We start from the raw sequence: 15907 nt of genomic DNA, 5'->3' as shown, positions 1-15907 counted from the left end.
CTTCTACACCATCTGAAAACTAGTAGTTTCTTCCAACACCTCATAACCAGATGCTAACTTTTCCATAGCGCGGTCAATTAAATCTAAACCTTGCTGGACTGTTTCAATCACACTTAATTGTCCGCGTAATTCAGCCGCGCCGACGAAGCCTTTTGCGTACCAAGTCATGTGTTTACGGGCTTGACGAACACCGCGATCGCCTTTATATTCCCATAAAGCTTGTAAATGATCTCTGGCACATTCTAAGCGTTGAATTGGGGTTGGTGGTGGTAAAAGTTCGCCTGTTTTTAAGAAGTGGTCAACTTCGCCTACCAAAAAGGGATAACCCAAAGTTCCGCGCGAACACATCACCCCATCAGCGCCAGTTTCCTCTAAGCATTTTACTGCGGCTTCCACCGAAAATATATCACCATTGCCAATTACAGGTATCAACAGCACCTCTTTTACACGGGCTATCCATTCCCAACGGGCGTTACCATTGTAACCTTGAGCGCGGGTGCGTCCATGCACAGTAATCATTTTCGCCCCGGCATCTTCCATCCGCTTCGCAAAATCCAGAATAGTGATTTCCTTGTCATTCCAGCCAATCCGGGTTTTAACTGTGACTGGTACATCCACAGCTTTGACCACTTCCCGCACAATGGCTTCAGCAACTTCCGGCTGACGCAACAACGAAGAACCACCACCATTCTTGGTAATTTTATTTACCGGACATCCCATATTAATATCAACAGTATCAGCCCCTTCAGCCACAGCTTTGATGGCTGCTTCAGCTAAAAAATCGGGGCGACAGTCAAACAACTGAATACTAATTGGGCGTTCGTTAGGGTCAACTTCCATAATTTTGGGTAACTGCTTCACATAGTGCAGTCCCGTAGCGTTGACCATTTCGGTATACATCATCGAATCTGGTGCATAGCGACGCACCAGGCGACGAAACACCAAATCTGTCACCCCAGATAAAGGCGATTGTAAAACCCGGCTTTTCACCTCAAACGAGCCGATTTTTAAAGGTTGAGAGAGTCTAGCTTGTAGACTGGGAGACAGAGTAACCATATCAACAATTCACAATGCACACTTCATCATATCTCTTATCCAAGACGGTTGTTGATGATGGTTTGTGTGATTCAGTTCAACTTACAATAGTATGAGACTGTTGGCGATCGCTTTCACTCTAACTAGAGAGATGATTTTCAACTGACGATTGTTGAAGGCGATCGCACCCTTGATTTTAGGAGTAGAGAAGTTATATTACCAATTACTAGACCAATGCTTAAAGTACCCTCTCTAATTTCTAACTTTTACCATTAGACAAGCCTAAAAATCTGCGATACTCTTCTAATTGCTTTTGAATTTGATCTAGCTGTTCTAAAAATTTGCCTAGCTGACCATTATTACCATTAGTTGGTGGGGTATTATTGGGAGTCTCTTCATCGGTGCTGTTGTAACTCTTAATCCCGATACTGTCATTGTAGTAGTGCAATTGTAAGCTAGTTGCTGAGTTAATCGTGTTGTTTTGATGGGTGATTTTAGCAGGAGAAGTAATTTCAGAAACCGAGTTATGATCAACGCTGAAATTAGTAGTAGAGATTTGATAACTAGATAATCCTATTGCATATTTTACTATTGAGCTAGTGTTAATTGAATCAGTCTGATAACTAACAGTGGCAGCTTGGGTATTATTTCCGGCTGTTTCTGTAATAATTTGGCGCACTTGTGTAGGAGTTAAGCTACGGTTAGCACTCAACATCAACGCAACTACACCAGCAACGTGAGGAGTCGCCATCGATGTGCCATTGTAAGAAGCATACTGATTATTCGGCACTGTTGAATAAACATCCACACCAGGGGCTGTCACATAAGCCAATTGATTTGTTCCAGAACGATTAGAAAAATTAGCCAAGTTATTATTTCTATCTACTGCGCCCACAGCAATTCCTGTGTTGTTGGCGTAACGGGCTGGGTAGTTTGGTTGAGAACCGCCATCATTACCAGCCGCCATCACCACAACTACGCCTTTACTATTGGCATACTCAATTGCATTTTGCAGAGTCTTGTTAGAAAAACTACCACCTAGGCTGAGGTTAATGACATTAGCACCATTATTTGCTGCATAATAAATGCCGTTGGCTATAGCACTATACGAACCAGAACCAGAGTCATTTAACACTTTCACTGGCATAATTTTGGCATTATAAGCAATGCCAGTTACACCATAGTCATTTTTCTCTCCCGCAATAGTGCCAGAAACATGAGTACCGTGACCGTTTTTGTCTAATGTATTGTTGTTGTTGTCGTTAAAATTCCAACCCCGGACATCATCAACATAACCATTGCCATCATCATCTATGCCATTACCAGCAATTTCTTTTGTATTCGTCCAAATATTATTTTTTAGATCCTCATGGTTGTAATCAACCCCAGTATCTATCACAGCGACAACAACACCTTTACCTGTGTACCCATTATTCCAAGCTTCTGGAGCATTTACAAGGTCAGCACCCCAATTATTCCCACCCAAATTTGGCACATTTGCAAAGGTATTTCTACCCACAGCTTTAGCGACAGCCGCCGCCGCATTTACTAACCCATATCCTGTAGTGGAACTATAGTTTTTTGTAGTTGCTGTAGTGATTTTTGCATTACTAGTTTGGTAATAACTACTGCTACTAAGGTAAGAATTATATTGATTTTTATTGTCAAAAATATCTGCTGAGGAGAGCAGTTGAGAGTTTAGCCCGTTATGAGAAAGTAATGCTTTACTAGTATCATTAATGGGCATAAGTATTTTCTCCTCAAATAAAGTTAAGATTCCATATTTTTGGCAGCATTAACTGTTAAAACCTTGGCTCACAGGTTTTAAGCAATAAATTGACTATCCTTACCAATAATTACTATGGAATTAGATGGCAAAATGCTATTTTTCTTACAAAAATATATTCATCATAATTTAATGATTTAGGCTGATTTTGAGCAAAAACAAGCTTGAGTAAGGATTTGCTAAAATTAGCTTTGTAAAAAGCTACAGATGAGTGCCGATAAAAAATGATAGTTTGCTGATATTTACCAAATATTTAATTCAACAGTGAAATCTTAGGATAAAAATATGCCAAGGTTAATGCTAACGCTGTAAAGTACAACTCGATACAATCCTACTAATAAATAAGCATTACGAAGAGTATACTTACTCTTACCTGTAGAATCGTGAACATACCAAAATATTAGAGATGCTGTCATTGCCAGCATGGAACCAAAAATAGCCGATAAAATCAACCATTCTGATTTAATTTGGGCTTCTCGGAAAAGCCACATCCAAAATATGCTAATAATTCCTAGACAGATAGCTTCCCAAACAGGATTAATTATTGGGTTAGCAGGATGAAATTTTTGTATGGTTTCTACAATAATCAAACCTGCTATAAAAAATAATCCGATAGTGATGAGTGTAAGCATGACAATAAACCGCAGATAATTGCAGGTTTTGTAATTGAGACTATAACAGAATAGATATGGGAGACAAGGTAGACAAGGTAGACAAGGGAGATAAAACAAGGTAGAGAAATTTTTGTCAATCATTTGGGGCTGAGATAGGAAGTTTTAAAGTAAGCCTAAAGCTTTGAAACTACGCCGAGTTAATTCAATTCGTTTAGGTGCATCAGCAGCATCTTTCATATCGATATTGGTGGCGAATAAATAAACGTTATTATTTTGTTCTAAATATCCGACAAACCAGCCAATGTTAGGTTTTACGCTTGTTGCCCAACCTGTTTTGGCTCGCAGGATATAATTAGGTGTTTTCTCAACTATCATAATGTCCTGCACTAAATCGAATGTGCGTTGAGAAAAAGGTAATTCTCTACGATAAAGCCGTTGGAGAAATTCAATTTGTTGTTTGGGAGTAATTTGTAAAGGGCCAGATAGCCAAAATTTATCTATTTGTTCTGGTGTCCCAATTTGACGGTTTCCGTAACCAACTTGATTGATAAATTGCTGCATTCTTTCATGTCCAACTCGCCGCGCCAAGACTTGATAAAACCAAACGGTGGAATCTTTATAGGCTTGGCGCATATTAGTATCTCGGTTCCAAGTCGGAAATTCTCTTACAATTCCATCCCAAGTCAAAATAGCAATTTCATCTTTAATAACTCCGGTTTCTAATGAAATGAGAGAATTTAAGATTTTGAAAGTCGAAGCCGGAAGAAAGGCTGTAGAATTACGGGAGGCGTTATATTGGTAAAATTTATTGTTATTTTGGTCGTAAATTAAAATTGAGCCTTCAATCCCTAATTCTTTGAAATAACTGCCAAGATTGACATTCTGAGCAATCAATGATGAGGGTTGATTTGCTTTTGGTGTTGCAGAGATACCGGGAAGGCTTGTAAAGGTTAGCAGTGTGATGACACTGATAATTGTAATCGAGATGATGAGTAGCGATCGCCCACTTCGTGCCATAATTTTTATCCTCACACAACTGGCTGACAAACCAGAAATAATACAGCAACAAAGTAGGCAATTCCTAAAATATGTTTACTAAACTTATGATGATTTATTTTTTTTATCTAAATCCATAAAAATATCATGCTGCTCTTTAAATAATCTCTGCGTGGTTTCTAGATTAAAGTCAGTGGCTATTAAATCAACACCATCAATAATTTTTGGTATCTGAGTTTCATCAATTTGCAAACTTAGAAAACATTTTTCTCGATAGTCTGGTCTTTCCTGAAAACGCTTAACAGCAGTTTTTAAAGGACGAATTACTTCATAAGCCTTCTCAGCCTTGTTAATTGCTGCTTCGGGAATTGGAGATTGTAAGCGTAAAACTGCTAGATCAATTAAATCTCTAGATTCAACACTATCATCCATATAGCGATCGGAATTTGCCAGCAGCTTCGATGTAAAACAGTCAATGAGGCTTAAGCAGGGAACAGGCGACCATTCTGTATATCTGGGTGGGTCTGGTTGAAAGCGTGATTCAGCGATAATCTCTGTTTTAATTGGTAAGTTATCTACAATAACTATCATCCTAATTCCATACTGGTCAGTAGTCCCTCTGCCAATGTGAATACAACTCAAATCAGTAAATAATGCTTCATACCCGCCATCAAATACAACAGTGCGAAGATACTTATATCCTGATACACCGACAGGAGAAATAAAATCAATATCTTTACTCCAACGGTATTCTTCAAAATCAAGTGCAAGAAGGGTTCCACCACCGAAGTAAGCAGAACTTTTTCTAAGTATGTCAGAATTTAAACTTTGAAGAATTGTAATAATTTTATTATGGTGAGCAAACTTAAAACTCATAGATCAGCTTGTAACCAAGAATCGTAATATCTAGCCAGTTCTCTGACAAAATTGAGTTCTTCACCTTCAAGATTATTAAATAATTGACGATACTGCCAACCCCTTTCATAGCGACTTAGCATTTGCTCAGGCGTAAACTCATAAACATCTGCTGTTTGCCAACAAATGGACTCTAAAAAAGGCAACTTTTGAGGTCTAATCGGTGGATCTATTTTTGGTATTGATTTTGTCATACTTCCCAATTTTTGAGTTTATTAGGTTCTGGAAAGTTGTGGTGTAAGAACTCTACAATCCATTGACCTAGAGTTATATTTTTAGAAGTCCAGTCAGGTACTTGCTCTTCATCAATATCTATTTTGAGGGTTTTTTCAAGAGCTAATACAAGCTCTATCATGTCCCATTCCCCGCAGAGAAGGGATATGATATCTATAAATTTATCATCTGGATATAACTTCTCAGCAGGTACTTGAAAAGATTTACCTAACTCTAGACGGACACAATTCACTGTTTTTATAGCTAATTCATTTGATAATTTCAGATTATGAATAAACTCTTCATTGCTCAGAACAGAACGCTGTAAAATCTCATTGATTTTTTTAGATTTTTTAAGTGTAAATCTCATGTAAATCATGTTATTTTCCTTGTAGATACAGTATTTGTATATAGTCAATAATTACTAAAATTATGATAAAACGAACCACAAAGGACGCAAAGTTAAAAAAGTGTAGGAGAGTTCTTGCTTAAGTCATATAGATATTATTCAAATTTCGGTTAAAATTTCTTTCCACCAGAGCATAGATATTACACCAACAGTTAGTATCCATGACAGAAATATTAGACTCACAATAGCATTATCAGCAGTTATGTTCAGGCAGGTACAGGGGAAATGGTGCGCTTAAAACCGTGGCAGTGGGTTATCTTAGCAATACCGATCGCAGCTATTATTATTTTCTTACTAGTCGCCGCAGGTTTGCAAATCAATGCCTGGGGAATTAACTGGATTTGGGCGGTGTTTACGGTTGTGTTTGTTGCTTGGCGGTGGTTGTTGGTGCGGTGGACGCAACCGCAAATTGCCCAAGTTGAGGCGGCTTTGGCAGGATTCCAAGAAGAACTAGAGGCGGCTGTTGATACTACCACCACAACGGCGGGAAGTGAAGCGACACAGCAAGCGGAAGCCGCATTACAAAAAATTCTGGAAGCATCCATTAACGATCGCCCAATTTGGGAAGATTGGCAAACTTTTTGGCAACGCTGTCAAGATGTAGTAGTGGCTGTGGCGAATATCTACCATCCCCAAGTACAGTATCCCCTGCTGAATATCTATGTCCCTCAAGCTTACGGACTGATCCGGGGAACAGTGGATGATTTAGACCAGTGGATGCAGAGATTATCACCTGCCTTAAATCAAGCTACTGTCGGGCAAGCTTATCAAGCTTATGAAGTATATCGAAAGCTAGAACCCTCAGCCCGTAAACTTTTGCGAGCTTGGGGCTGGGCGCAATGGTTGTTAAATCCAGTAGCGGCGGTGGCGAATCGGGCGACGAAGGGTTATACTAACCGCGCTAATCAGCAATTATTGGTGAATTTAGGTCAACTGTTGCGCGAAGCAGCTTTGAGAAATTTATGCAGACAAGCGATCGCACTTTACGGAGGTATTACACTACCAACAACGGCTGTGGTTTCTTCCCCAACTATCCCCCAAACCAAAACCCAAACTCTGCGCGAAATTCTCACCCAAGCTGAACCAGTCACGGAAGTTGAGCAAAAACCCATCAGTATTTTACTAGTCGGACGGACAGGTGCAGGTAAAAGCAGTTTAATTAATACGTTATTCCAAGCTGACTTGGCGGCGGTGGATGTTTTACCCAGTACTGACGAAATTCAAAATTATCATTGGGAAACTCCTAGTGGTGAAAGTCTCACCCTTTGGGATACCCCTGGTTACGAACAAGTCAAGCGCGGTGAACTCCGCCAATTAGTATTAGACTATGCAACTAACGCAGATTTGTTACTGTTGGTGACACCCGCCCTTGACCCGGCTTTGCAAATGGATGTAGATTTTTTAGCAGATATGAAAGCTGCCGTTGATGATTTACCTGCGATCGCAGTTGTCACCCAAGTAGATAAATTGCGTCCTCTGCGGGAGTGGCAACCGCCATACAATTGGGAATGGGGAGACAGGCCAAAGGAAATTTCTATCCGGGAAGCAACTGGGTATCGGGCTGAAAAACTAGAGGAATTTTCTAACTTAATTGTCCCGGTAGTTACAAGCGATCGCAAAACTAACCGTACAGCTTGGAATATAGATACTTTATCATTGGGCTTGATTGAAGCGATCGCACCCGCCAAACAACTACGACTCGCCCGGTTTTTACGGGACTTAGACTCGCGCACCGTCGCCGCAGCCAAAATTATTGATCACTATACCTTCCAAATGGCGACTACCCAAGGACTCACCACCTTATTAAAAAGCCCTGTACTGCAATTTATTGCCACCATGTCTACAGGTTCTCCCACCTTGGCTTATTTATTAGCAGAGCAAATCCCTGTAGAACAGTTACCGATTGTCATTGGTAAACTTCAAATTGCTTATGAGTTATTTTCATTATTAAAAACTGACAATTCCTCGAAAATTAACTTTGATTTAATCTCACTGTGGCCATTATTGTTAGAAAATTCAGCTACACCTGATCGGAATGCTTGGGCATTTGGTCACGCCCTTGTAGAGTATTGGACTCAGAATTTAGCAGTGGAACAACTACGAGAGCGATTTGAGTATTATTTGCAACAAGTTTGAAATGTGTTATGTTTGGGCGATCGCGCCTTAGTATTAAAATTTGAGCGATGAATAATGAAATTCAAATTCAACCGAAGACACGAAATATTTATTGAAGAGAAACTCAGTAGCGGTAGATATCACACTATTGAGGAAATAATTGTCGAAGCTTTAGAGCTTTTGGAAGAACATGATAAAAAGTATGAGCAATGGTTAGCAGCCGTCCGTAATAACGCTGATGTTTCTATTGCTGAATTAGAAAGAATTGACAACAGGTTTTTAATCGCCCAGTTAGAAAGGAAGTTACGTCAAGCACTGGAGTCTTAGCGAGTCGGTGCAGAGGTGAAGCAAATTAAATGAGTAATGAGTAAAGGGGACTTACGCAAATTTAATTATTTATCTCTCAGGACTTACGCAGAATCATGAAAAAACGAACCACAAAGGGCGCAAAGGACACGAAGTTAAGAGGATTCGAGAGGGTTTTTGCGTAAGTCCTATCTCTATATCTCTTTGTGTCCTACCCTGCGGGAAGCTGCTATCGCGTGTATGCTTCCTTTGTGGTTCGTTATCTGATTCAGTGCATCTTCATAAAGAATCAGTATAAGTCTTAACTCATTACTCAGCACTCAGCACTCAGCACTCAACACTCATCCTTGCGTTGACACAGTTAATACCTGCGGTGGTGTAGCATCAGGGGGATAGAGAAAGTCTACTTCGACTAATCGGCGATCGCTCGGTTTCATATTTAATATTACTAGTGGCTCTCCTGGTTGACCGCGCTTTTGGACTAAATGCACAAATTTGGTTTGTGGCATACCCTGATCATCTTTGTAGCGTATCCGCACACTGCCGCGAAAGAAGGTTTGGCGGGCTGGGGTAGCAAAAAAGCGCAGTCCTGGTTTAACTAACTGATCTTCTTTAATCGGAGTTTGCATCGCCACCGCCACAGTTTTTGGCGTAGCAGTATTGTTATATAACGGTAACTTCAAGTTGTATTGAATTGCATAGTTGCCATGTGCGCGATATGCAGTGTCGGGATAACGGACTAACATCGGCGCACTTTGAATTTGATTTGTCCCCAAAGTTCCGCCATGTAATGTACTCAGCGCGTAAGAAACCGCTTGTCCCGGCTGGGGAACAGTTAAAAATCGCGCTTTGGGACTATCTACGATAAATGCACGCCAAAAGGAACCGCCAGCAACCCCCGCGACTCTTCCGTAAATTCTGGGTTTCCCAGTTTCTTCTAAGGGAGTTGGTGTTTTATCTCGTGGTGTGGATAATTCACCGTTATCTAATAAATTTTCCCACTCTGCTAAAGTCGGCGCACGTTCACTACCATCAGGATTATCTTTGGCAAACATCGCTAAACTAGCGGCGTAGACTGTACCGTTACTCCGCAAGCGCATTAAGGTAGAACGACCATTTAAAGGCGGTGTTAACCCCTGCACCGGAATTGGAAGATTCAGCAACATTTGACTTTGCTTGGGTGCAAGGACTATTTGTGCCGGGAAAATTGCTTGTCGTCTGCCTCTGATAATATCAGACATGACGCGATCGCCAGGCCCCGCAAATACTTTACCCGCCGCATCTTCGACATAAGGCGGTAATTCAATAAAGGGTGCATCTGGCTGACTTAAATAACTCGCCGCCTGCAAGATATTGACGGTGACTGGTTGATCAGTCGGGTTATGCAAAATTATACCGAGATAAAGCGATCGCAAATTTTCTGGCGGATCAGCTTTGGCAACATGATGAGCGAAAATATCAAATCTTCCCCGGAAGGGAAAATTTAAATGTGCTGTTGGAACTTTTTTACCATTCCCAGGAAAAGTAGATAATAAAATCCCTTCTTTCAACACCAATTCTGGACTATTGCTATTAAAAGTTGGCACTGAATCTAACTGTCCTGGTAAGGGTAGAACTTGTTGTTGTTGGACAACTTCTTCTGGTGGCGGTGTGGGAGGTGTGGTTTGTGAAACAAGTAAACTGAGTAAAAATGACAACATATACTTAGGTAACAATTTTTCCTTAAAGACGCACACCATTTTATATGAGTGCCAAATTGTTAATAATTAATAAGAAGTCAGCGAGAATAACCAGCAAATTTTCTTGATTTAATACCGGAACGTGAACAAATATACAACGAGTTGACAGTTTAGATTGCTGAAGATAGTCAAGAACTGCATAATAAAGACCTTCGCAAACAAATTTACCGCAGTCACTACTAATATCAGTTGCTACTGTTCCCAAAACTAATTTTTCCAAATTAACTACTGTCGGCAAAAAAATCGTGCCTTGATTAGCACCCTCCTCTACACTTAACCTTTGCCTACTAGCAGCCATCCCACAACAGATAATGTAATCTGGTTGCAACTCCTCAACTTTTTGAATTACCCAGGAACTAGCCAGCATCACATCTACAGGTAACAACCGCAGAAATTTTAAATCGTGGGGGAGCGATTCAACTTGACTCACTTCTTGTAATAAATCATCCGATGAATTTGAATCTTGATCGCTTAACCAAGTGTCAAAAGAAGTTAATAAAAATCTTTTCTTCATTAGAATTATTATTTAGAATAGAAAAACCCTCCATAATAAATTTACAAGGAGCAGGTCAATGCCAGTTATTGCAGTCGTAGATTACGACATGGGAAATTTGCACTCAGTCTGTAAAGGCATAGAAAAAGCTGGGGCAACTCCCAAGATTACAGATTCTGCTAAAGAGATATCATTGGCGGATGCTGTAGTGTTGCCAGGAGTTGGTGCATTTGATCCCGCAGTGCAACATTTAAGAGAACGGAATTTAGAACAACCCATAAAAGATGCGATATCATCTGGCAAACCCTTCTTAGGAATTTGTTTAGGATTGCAAATTTTATTTGAATCAAGTGCGGAAGGAACTCAACCAGGGCTAGGAATTATCAAAGGAAAAGTCCGCCGCTTTCAGCATGAACCAGGAATTACTATTCCTCACATGGGTTGGAACCAACTTGAATTAACGCAAGCAAAAAGCATTTTATGGGAACATTTGCCCGCTAACCCTTGGGTTTATTTTGTGCATTCTTATTATGTTGACCCAACAGATCCGCAAGTCCGGGCTGCAACTGTTACCCACGGTACTCAAACTATCACAGCCGCCATTGCCAAAGAAAATCTCATGGCAGTGCAGTTTCACCCAGAAAAATCATCTAATATAGGATTGCAAATCCTCTCGAATTTTGTTTCTCAGGTGCGTGAACAAATTGCCGCATAGGGTTTGTGATTTGTCATTTGTGATTTGTCATTTGTCCTTGGCAAATGTTGAATGACCAGTGACTAATGACCAATGACCAATAATCATGAGTTTGAGAATTTACGGCAAACGTCCAATTAAAACTTTACCAGGGAAAGAAACCAGACCCACAAGCGCACGGGTAAGAGAAGCTGTTTTTAATATTTGGCAAGGCGAAATTGTTGGTTGTCGCTGGCTAGATTTGTGCGCGGGTAGTGGTTCAATGGGAGCAGAGGCTTTGTGTAGAGGAGCCAGCTTGGTAGTAGGAATTGAACAATCAAGCCGAGCCTGTGCAATTATTCAAGAAAATTGGCAGCAATTAGCCAGCAATGAACAACAATGGCAGCTATTACGTGGTGATGTAATTCAGCAGTTAAAAATTTTGTCAGGAAAACAGTTTGACAGAATTTATTTTGACCCACCTTATGCTAGTGGATTATATCAACCTGTGCTAGAAGCGATCGCTAACTATAATTTATTAGACCCCAAAGGTGAAATCGCAACAGAACACAACCCCCAAGGCTGGACACCGCCAGTCATACCCAATTGGGAAATCTCTCGCCATAAAGTTTACGGGAACACCGCCTTAACTTTCTACAGAGTTATTGACTCAACAACAGACAATGATGGGGATATAGAGTGAAATGGGCGGTTGGAAACCGCAGCTAAACAGACAAAACCCGCCTGCGCGGGTTTCAATCTTATGATTTTATGATGAGTCCGCGTAGGCGGACTTAGTTTGTGTAGCTGCGAATTCCATTCGCCCAGGCTTAGAGCTTATCAACCACCCAATTCATTGGGGCGCTTGTATTGTTTGTATGCAGCGTAGAATAAACCAGCGAGAGTTACAACAATTAGACCAAGCACAATGCCAGAAAGCAGGGGTTCAACCACTTTAAATCTCCTGTTTGCAATTATTAACGATTTATATCCCGTTTTTGATTTTACCAAATTACGGCGAATCCCGCTTGCAGCAGTGTTTTTGAGCTATGCCCGCTTGTAAGAAAATAGTCACCTGTGCTTGCAGTACAAATCAAGAACTTTTAAGCTATGTGTAGGAAATGAAAAATTTTATAACCTTACACTTTCACAGCAAACCTTTTGGATAACCAGATTACCAAACCTGAACTTCTGATGCAGCGTATCGTCTTATTAGCTCTAGCGATACTGCTATCAATCCCTTTGGGCATCTTTGGTGTTCAAATGGTACAAGCCTCAGACCCCTACGTTAAAACCGTTCTTTCCTTAGCTGGAGACCCAGTTCAGGGAAATGCTATCTTTCAAATTAACTGTGCTGGTTGTCATGGTTGGCAAGCAGATGGGCGAGTCGGCCCCAGTTTACAAGCTGTTTCTAAACGTAAATCTCCTTATAAGTTGATTCACCAAGTTATTAGTGGTGAAACGCCTCCTATGCCCAAATTTCAGCCCAGTCCTCAAGAAATGGCAGACCTTTTGAGCTTTTTGGAAACCTTATAAGAGTTTACATATCTTAAAAAATAAAGATTTCATTAAAGATGTAGGATTCGGTGTTCTACATCTTTAGTTTTTAGTTAGATTTTAGAAATTATTTGTTTTGGCTGGAAGTAGGTAGGTGCTGTTTCCGTCAAGGAATTTTGTGGATAGACGAAATTCTTCATCAACCCGCCCGTACAGAAATAGAAAGTAGTAGACTTTAACCTTTAACTTATCACCTGTAACCTGTAACCTATAACCTGTAACCTATGGGATAAAAAATGACAGAAGCTCTCCAAATTGGCAACCGTACAATCCAGGCTACTGAGCTAGTGCCGTTACTGGCAAGTTACCAAATGTTGCCACAGCTAATCCGGGAATTAATTATCGATGAAGCGATCGCATCTGTAGAATGTACATCAGAAGAAATTACTCATGCTCAACAGCAGTTTTACCTAGAACGACAGTTAAAAACCGATGCAGACATTAAAGCCTGGATGGCTTATCACGGTATAACAGTCAATCAACTCGAATCAGTCACAATTCGGAAACTGAAAATCGAGAAATTCAAAATTGCTACTTGGGGTAACAAACTCGAATCATACTTCTTTCAAAACAAGGCCAAGTTAGATAAAGTCATTTATTCCCTACTACGTACTCAAGATATTGGACTTGTCCAAGAACTCTACTTTCGCCTCCAAGCCAAAGAACAATCATTTGCAGAACTAGCCAAAGAATACTCCCAAGGCCCAGAAGCCCAAACTGGGGGACTAGTCGGCCCAGTTGAACTACAAGCAATTCATCCCGGAATGGTACAGTTGCTATCTAGCAGTCAACCCGGTCAAGTTTTACCACCAGCCAGAATAGCCGAATGGGTTGTAATTTTGCGCCTAGAAAAACTCATCCCAGCCCAACTCGATGACCAGATGAAAGCAAGATTATTGAATGAACTGTTTGAAGCTTGGCTACAAGAACAGCAAAAGCAAATCCAATCTAATTCTTAATCAACACCTAGAAATTTAGGTTATGATTTGAAAACAAGGGTGCAGACATCATAAATAGACAAGGAGGACAAGGGAGACAAGGTAGAGAAATACTTGTCATAATTTAGGATTGCTGCATAACGCAACTTTGACTTATTTCTCTGAATCCAGTCAGAATTATTAATAATATTTCTCCATAAAAATATGAACAGGCGTAGGCTAAATTTATTAGCTCTTTCAACCCTCAGTTTATTTGTTATTGGGCTGGATTTTCAGAAATTTAGCCAAGCAGGAATCCAAGCAGTTCCACCAATAGATAAACAGAATAAACTGCCTGTATCTCGGTTGCAACCAGATGTTATCAAAAAATTACTAGACAGTGAAGATATTAACTCGGCTGTTATCCATATTGAAAGGGGTTGGAAGCAGCAATATGATGAATATTTGCAAGTAAAATTGCCTTCCAATCAGGTTATTGAAGTCAACAAAATCAGTCAAGTTCTCAAAAATATTAATCAAAGAGTCGGTAAAAAAAGTGCCTTAATATATGCAATACCAACTGCTGACCAACTCGATTTAATCTTGGTCTTGCCAGATACATCACCGATTCATAAACGTATCCCAGCAGCCAAAAAAGAGGTATTGACTAATTTAGTCACGAAATTCCGCAATGATGTTACTAATCCCAATTCCTCGCGCAAACGATATCTAGCTTCCGGTAAAAGAATATATGACTTTTTAGTTTCCCCCTTAGCATCTGAATTACAAACACAAGGTATTAATAATCTGATATTTTGTTTAGGAGGCGGTTTACGGACTGTGCCTTTGGCGGCGATTTCTGATGGCAAAACATTTTTAATTGAAAAGTATAGTTTAACGATTATTCCGGCTTTCAGCCTTCTCGATTTCCAACTGACAAACATTACAAAAACCCAGGTTCTAGCAATGGGCGCATCAAAATTTCAAAACCTGGAACCTTTACCTGCTGTCCCCTTGGAATTATCTAATATTGTTAACAATAACTGGAAAGGAAAGTCTTTATTAAACCAAAACTTCACTCTCAAAAACCTCAAGAAAGAACGTGCTAAGTATCCCTTTGGAATAGTACATTTAGCTACCCATGCTGAATTTGCTCAGGGTTCTGTTGATAAATCTTATATCCAGTTTTGGGATAAAAAAATTCGCTTAGATGAACTGAAAACTCTAGGACTCAATAACCCTCCAGTACAGTTATTAGTATTAAGTGCTTGTCGTACTGCGTTGGGTGATCCTCAAGCTGAACTGGGGTTTGCTGGGTTAGCTGTACAGTCAGGCGCAAAAGCAGCCTTAGCCAGTCTTTGGGAGGTGAGTGATGGTGGGACATTGGCTTTGATGCTGCAATTTTACGACAAACTAAAAACTAATCCAGTTAAGTCAGAAGCACTACGACAAGCGCAAATTGATATGCTCAAAGAGCGTGTTAGTTTGGAAGATAATCCCCGCATTCGTGGTGCTGCTTCTTCAGAGTTACATGAGTTGAATGAGCTTGATGAGGATGAATTATCTCATCCTTATTATTGGGCTGGATTTACATTGATTGGTAATCCTTGGTAGTATGGCGACTGGTTGGCGATCGCTAAAATAATAATTCGCTTTTTACACTTTTTCTTAAGCTTCTGGTGGAATTGTCACTTGTCCCAAATTTCATCAGTGTTAGGGATTCAACTTTTAAAATATTACTAAGCATTACTGATTACTGTTTATTTACTGCTTATACTGACAATAATGAGTTTAATCAAAACAAACTTTCCTATTAAGAAACAGTATGAGCAATACCAGTTTTTGGAAATCTGCTTACCAATTATTTAAACCAGAAGAACCTTTAACTACACCTGAAGATTTAAAAATTTTTTATGTTCAGAGAGAAAATAGCCCAGTAGATAAGCTTGTTAGCTTGCTGGAAATGGAAGATGATCCAGCTAAATTTTTACTAGCAGGTCATCGGGGTGGAGCTGAAGGGGTGACAAAGCGGCTGAAGCCGAGGAAATAAAAGATTGTGACCGTTTTGGGGTAAAAAAAGATAGGTCAGGTATTGTCAACAAGACCTATCAAATGATAATGTTACCTAAATTCTACCAA

The 15907-nt window shown here is 40.0% G+C and carries 18 protein-coding genes; 8 read left to right on the top strand and 10 right to left on the bottom strand.

Annotated features, from left to right (window positions below):
- Positions 1-3: 3 nt before the first annotated feature.
- From dusB to H6G75_RS25185, 7 genes are all read right to left on the bottom strand, one after another.
- On the bottom strand, positions 4-1056 hold the full coding sequence (dusB, locus tag H6G75_RS25210; protein WP_190982660.1) for a tRNA dihydrouridine synthase DusB: 1053 nt from the start codon (positions 1054-1056) through the stop codon (positions 4-6).
- A gap of 238 nt (positions 1057-1294) precedes the next feature.
- A complete protein-coding gene (locus H6G75_RS25205; protein ID WP_190982659.1) occupies positions 1295-2782 on the bottom strand; it encodes a S8 family peptidase in 1488 nt (495 codons plus the stop codon).
- 311 nt (positions 2783-3093) lie between these two features.
- Positions 3094-3453: a hypothetical protein gene (locus tag H6G75_RS25200; protein ID WP_190982658.1), complete on the bottom strand. Its 360-nt coding sequence runs from the start codon at positions 3451-3453 to the stop codon at positions 3094-3096.
- Positions 3454-3597: 144 nt separating this feature from the next.
- On the bottom strand, positions 3598-4452 hold the full coding sequence (gene blaOXA, locus H6G75_RS25195) for a class D beta-lactamase (RefSeq protein ID WP_190982657.1): 855 nt from the start codon (positions 4450-4452) through the stop codon (positions 3598-3600).
- An 84-nt stretch (positions 4453-4536) separates the two neighbouring features.
- Positions 4537-5307, bottom strand: a complete 771-nt coding sequence (locus H6G75_RS25190; RefSeq protein WP_242051640.1) for a nucleotidyl transferase AbiEii/AbiGii toxin family protein — start codon at positions 5305-5307, stop codon at positions 4537-4539.
- Entirely contained in the window at positions 5304-5540 is a 237-nt protein-coding gene (locus H6G75_RS33180) for a hypothetical protein (RefSeq protein WP_242051639.1), read from the bottom strand. Before H6G75_RS33180 ends, H6G75_RS25190 begins: the two co-directional genes overlap by 4 nt.
- Positions 5537-5938, bottom strand: coding sequence for a hypothetical protein (locus H6G75_RS25185; protein ID WP_242051638.1), 402 nt, complete (start codon positions 5936-5938; stop codon positions 5537-5539). The genes H6G75_RS33180 and H6G75_RS25185 overlap by 4 nt, the downstream gene beginning before the upstream one ends.
- 255 nt (positions 5939-6193) lie before the next feature.
- On the opposite strand from H6G75_RS25185, the gene H6G75_RS25180 reads away from it, so the two are divergent.
- Together H6G75_RS25180 and H6G75_RS25175 are read left to right on the top strand one after the other, a co-directional pair.
- Positions 6194-8104, top strand: a complete 1911-nt coding sequence (locus H6G75_RS25180) for a GTPase family protein (RefSeq protein ID WP_190982656.1) — start codon at positions 6194-6196, stop codon at positions 8102-8104.
- A 54-nt stretch (positions 8105-8158) separates the two neighbouring features.
- Complete coding sequence (locus H6G75_RS25175; protein ID WP_190982655.1) at positions 8159-8410, top strand: type II toxin-antitoxin system ParD family antitoxin; 252 nt, start codon at positions 8159-8161, stop codon at positions 8408-8410.
- A gap of 320 nt (positions 8411-8730) precedes the next feature.
- Here the strand turns inward: H6G75_RS25175 and H6G75_RS25170 are convergent, their stop codons facing one another.
- Together H6G75_RS25170 and H6G75_RS25165 are read right to left on the bottom strand one after the other, a co-directional pair.
- Entirely contained in the window at positions 8731-10089 is a 1359-nt protein-coding gene (locus H6G75_RS25170) for a DUF3370 domain-containing protein (protein ID WP_190982654.1), read from the bottom strand.
- 40 nt (positions 10090-10129) lie between these two features.
- Positions 10130-10642: a peptidase C15 gene (locus tag H6G75_RS25165; RefSeq protein ID WP_190982653.1), complete on the bottom strand. Its 513-nt coding sequence runs from the start codon at positions 10640-10642 to the stop codon at positions 10130-10132.
- A gap of 58 nt (positions 10643-10700) precedes the next feature.
- On the opposite strand from H6G75_RS25165, the gene hisH reads away from it, so the two are divergent.
- On the top strand, positions 10701-11336 hold the full coding sequence (hisH, locus tag H6G75_RS25160) for an imidazole glycerol phosphate synthase subunit HisH (RefSeq protein ID WP_190588535.1): 636 nt from the start codon (positions 10701-10703) through the stop codon (positions 11334-11336).
- Between the two features lie 85 nt (positions 11337-11421).
- Positions 11422-11997: a 16S rRNA (guanine(966)-N(2))-methyltransferase RsmD gene (gene rsmD, locus H6G75_RS25155; protein ID WP_190982652.1), complete on the top strand. Its 576-nt coding sequence runs from the start codon at positions 11422-11424 to the stop codon at positions 11995-11997.
- A gap of 137 nt (positions 11998-12134) precedes the next feature.
- On the opposite strand, the gene petG is transcribed toward rsmD, so the two are convergent.
- Entirely contained in the window at positions 12135-12248 is a 114-nt protein-coding gene (gene petG, locus H6G75_RS33175) for a cytochrome b6-f complex subunit V (RefSeq protein ID WP_010995538.1), read from the bottom strand.
- A gap of 207 nt (positions 12249-12455) precedes the next feature.
- Here petG and H6G75_RS25145 point away from each other — a divergent pair, with 207 nt between their 5' ends.
- From H6G75_RS25145 to H6G75_RS25130, 4 genes are all read left to right on the top strand, one after another.
- Positions 12456-12830 (top strand): cytochrome c, encoded by a 375-nt coding sequence (locus H6G75_RS25145; protein ID WP_190982651.1) that lies wholly within the window; start codon positions 12456-12458, stop codon positions 12828-12830.
- A gap of 257 nt (positions 12831-13087) precedes the next feature.
- A complete protein-coding gene (locus tag H6G75_RS25140) occupies positions 13088-13810 on the top strand; it encodes a peptidylprolyl isomerase (protein WP_190982650.1) in 723 nt (240 codons plus the stop codon).
- A 183-nt stretch (positions 13811-13993) separates the two neighbouring features.
- Positions 13994-15382 (top strand): CHAT domain-containing protein, encoded by a 1389-nt coding sequence (locus H6G75_RS25135; protein ID WP_190982649.1) that lies wholly within the window; start codon positions 13994-13996, stop codon positions 15380-15382.
- A gap of 211 nt (positions 15383-15593) precedes the next feature.
- Positions 15594-15818: a hypothetical protein gene (locus H6G75_RS25130; RefSeq protein ID WP_242051637.1), complete on the top strand. Its 225-nt coding sequence runs from the start codon at positions 15594-15596 to the stop codon at positions 15816-15818.
- Positions 15819-15907: the final 89 nt, after the last annotated feature.

This window comes from Nostoc sp. FACHB-280, assembly GCF_014697615.1.
Lineage (GTDB): Bacteria > Cyanobacteriota > Cyanobacteriia > Cyanobacteriales > Nostocaceae > Nostoc_B.
The sequence above is the reverse complement of the archived record's forward strand: the minus strand, read 5'-3'. Positions and strand labels throughout refer to the sequence as shown.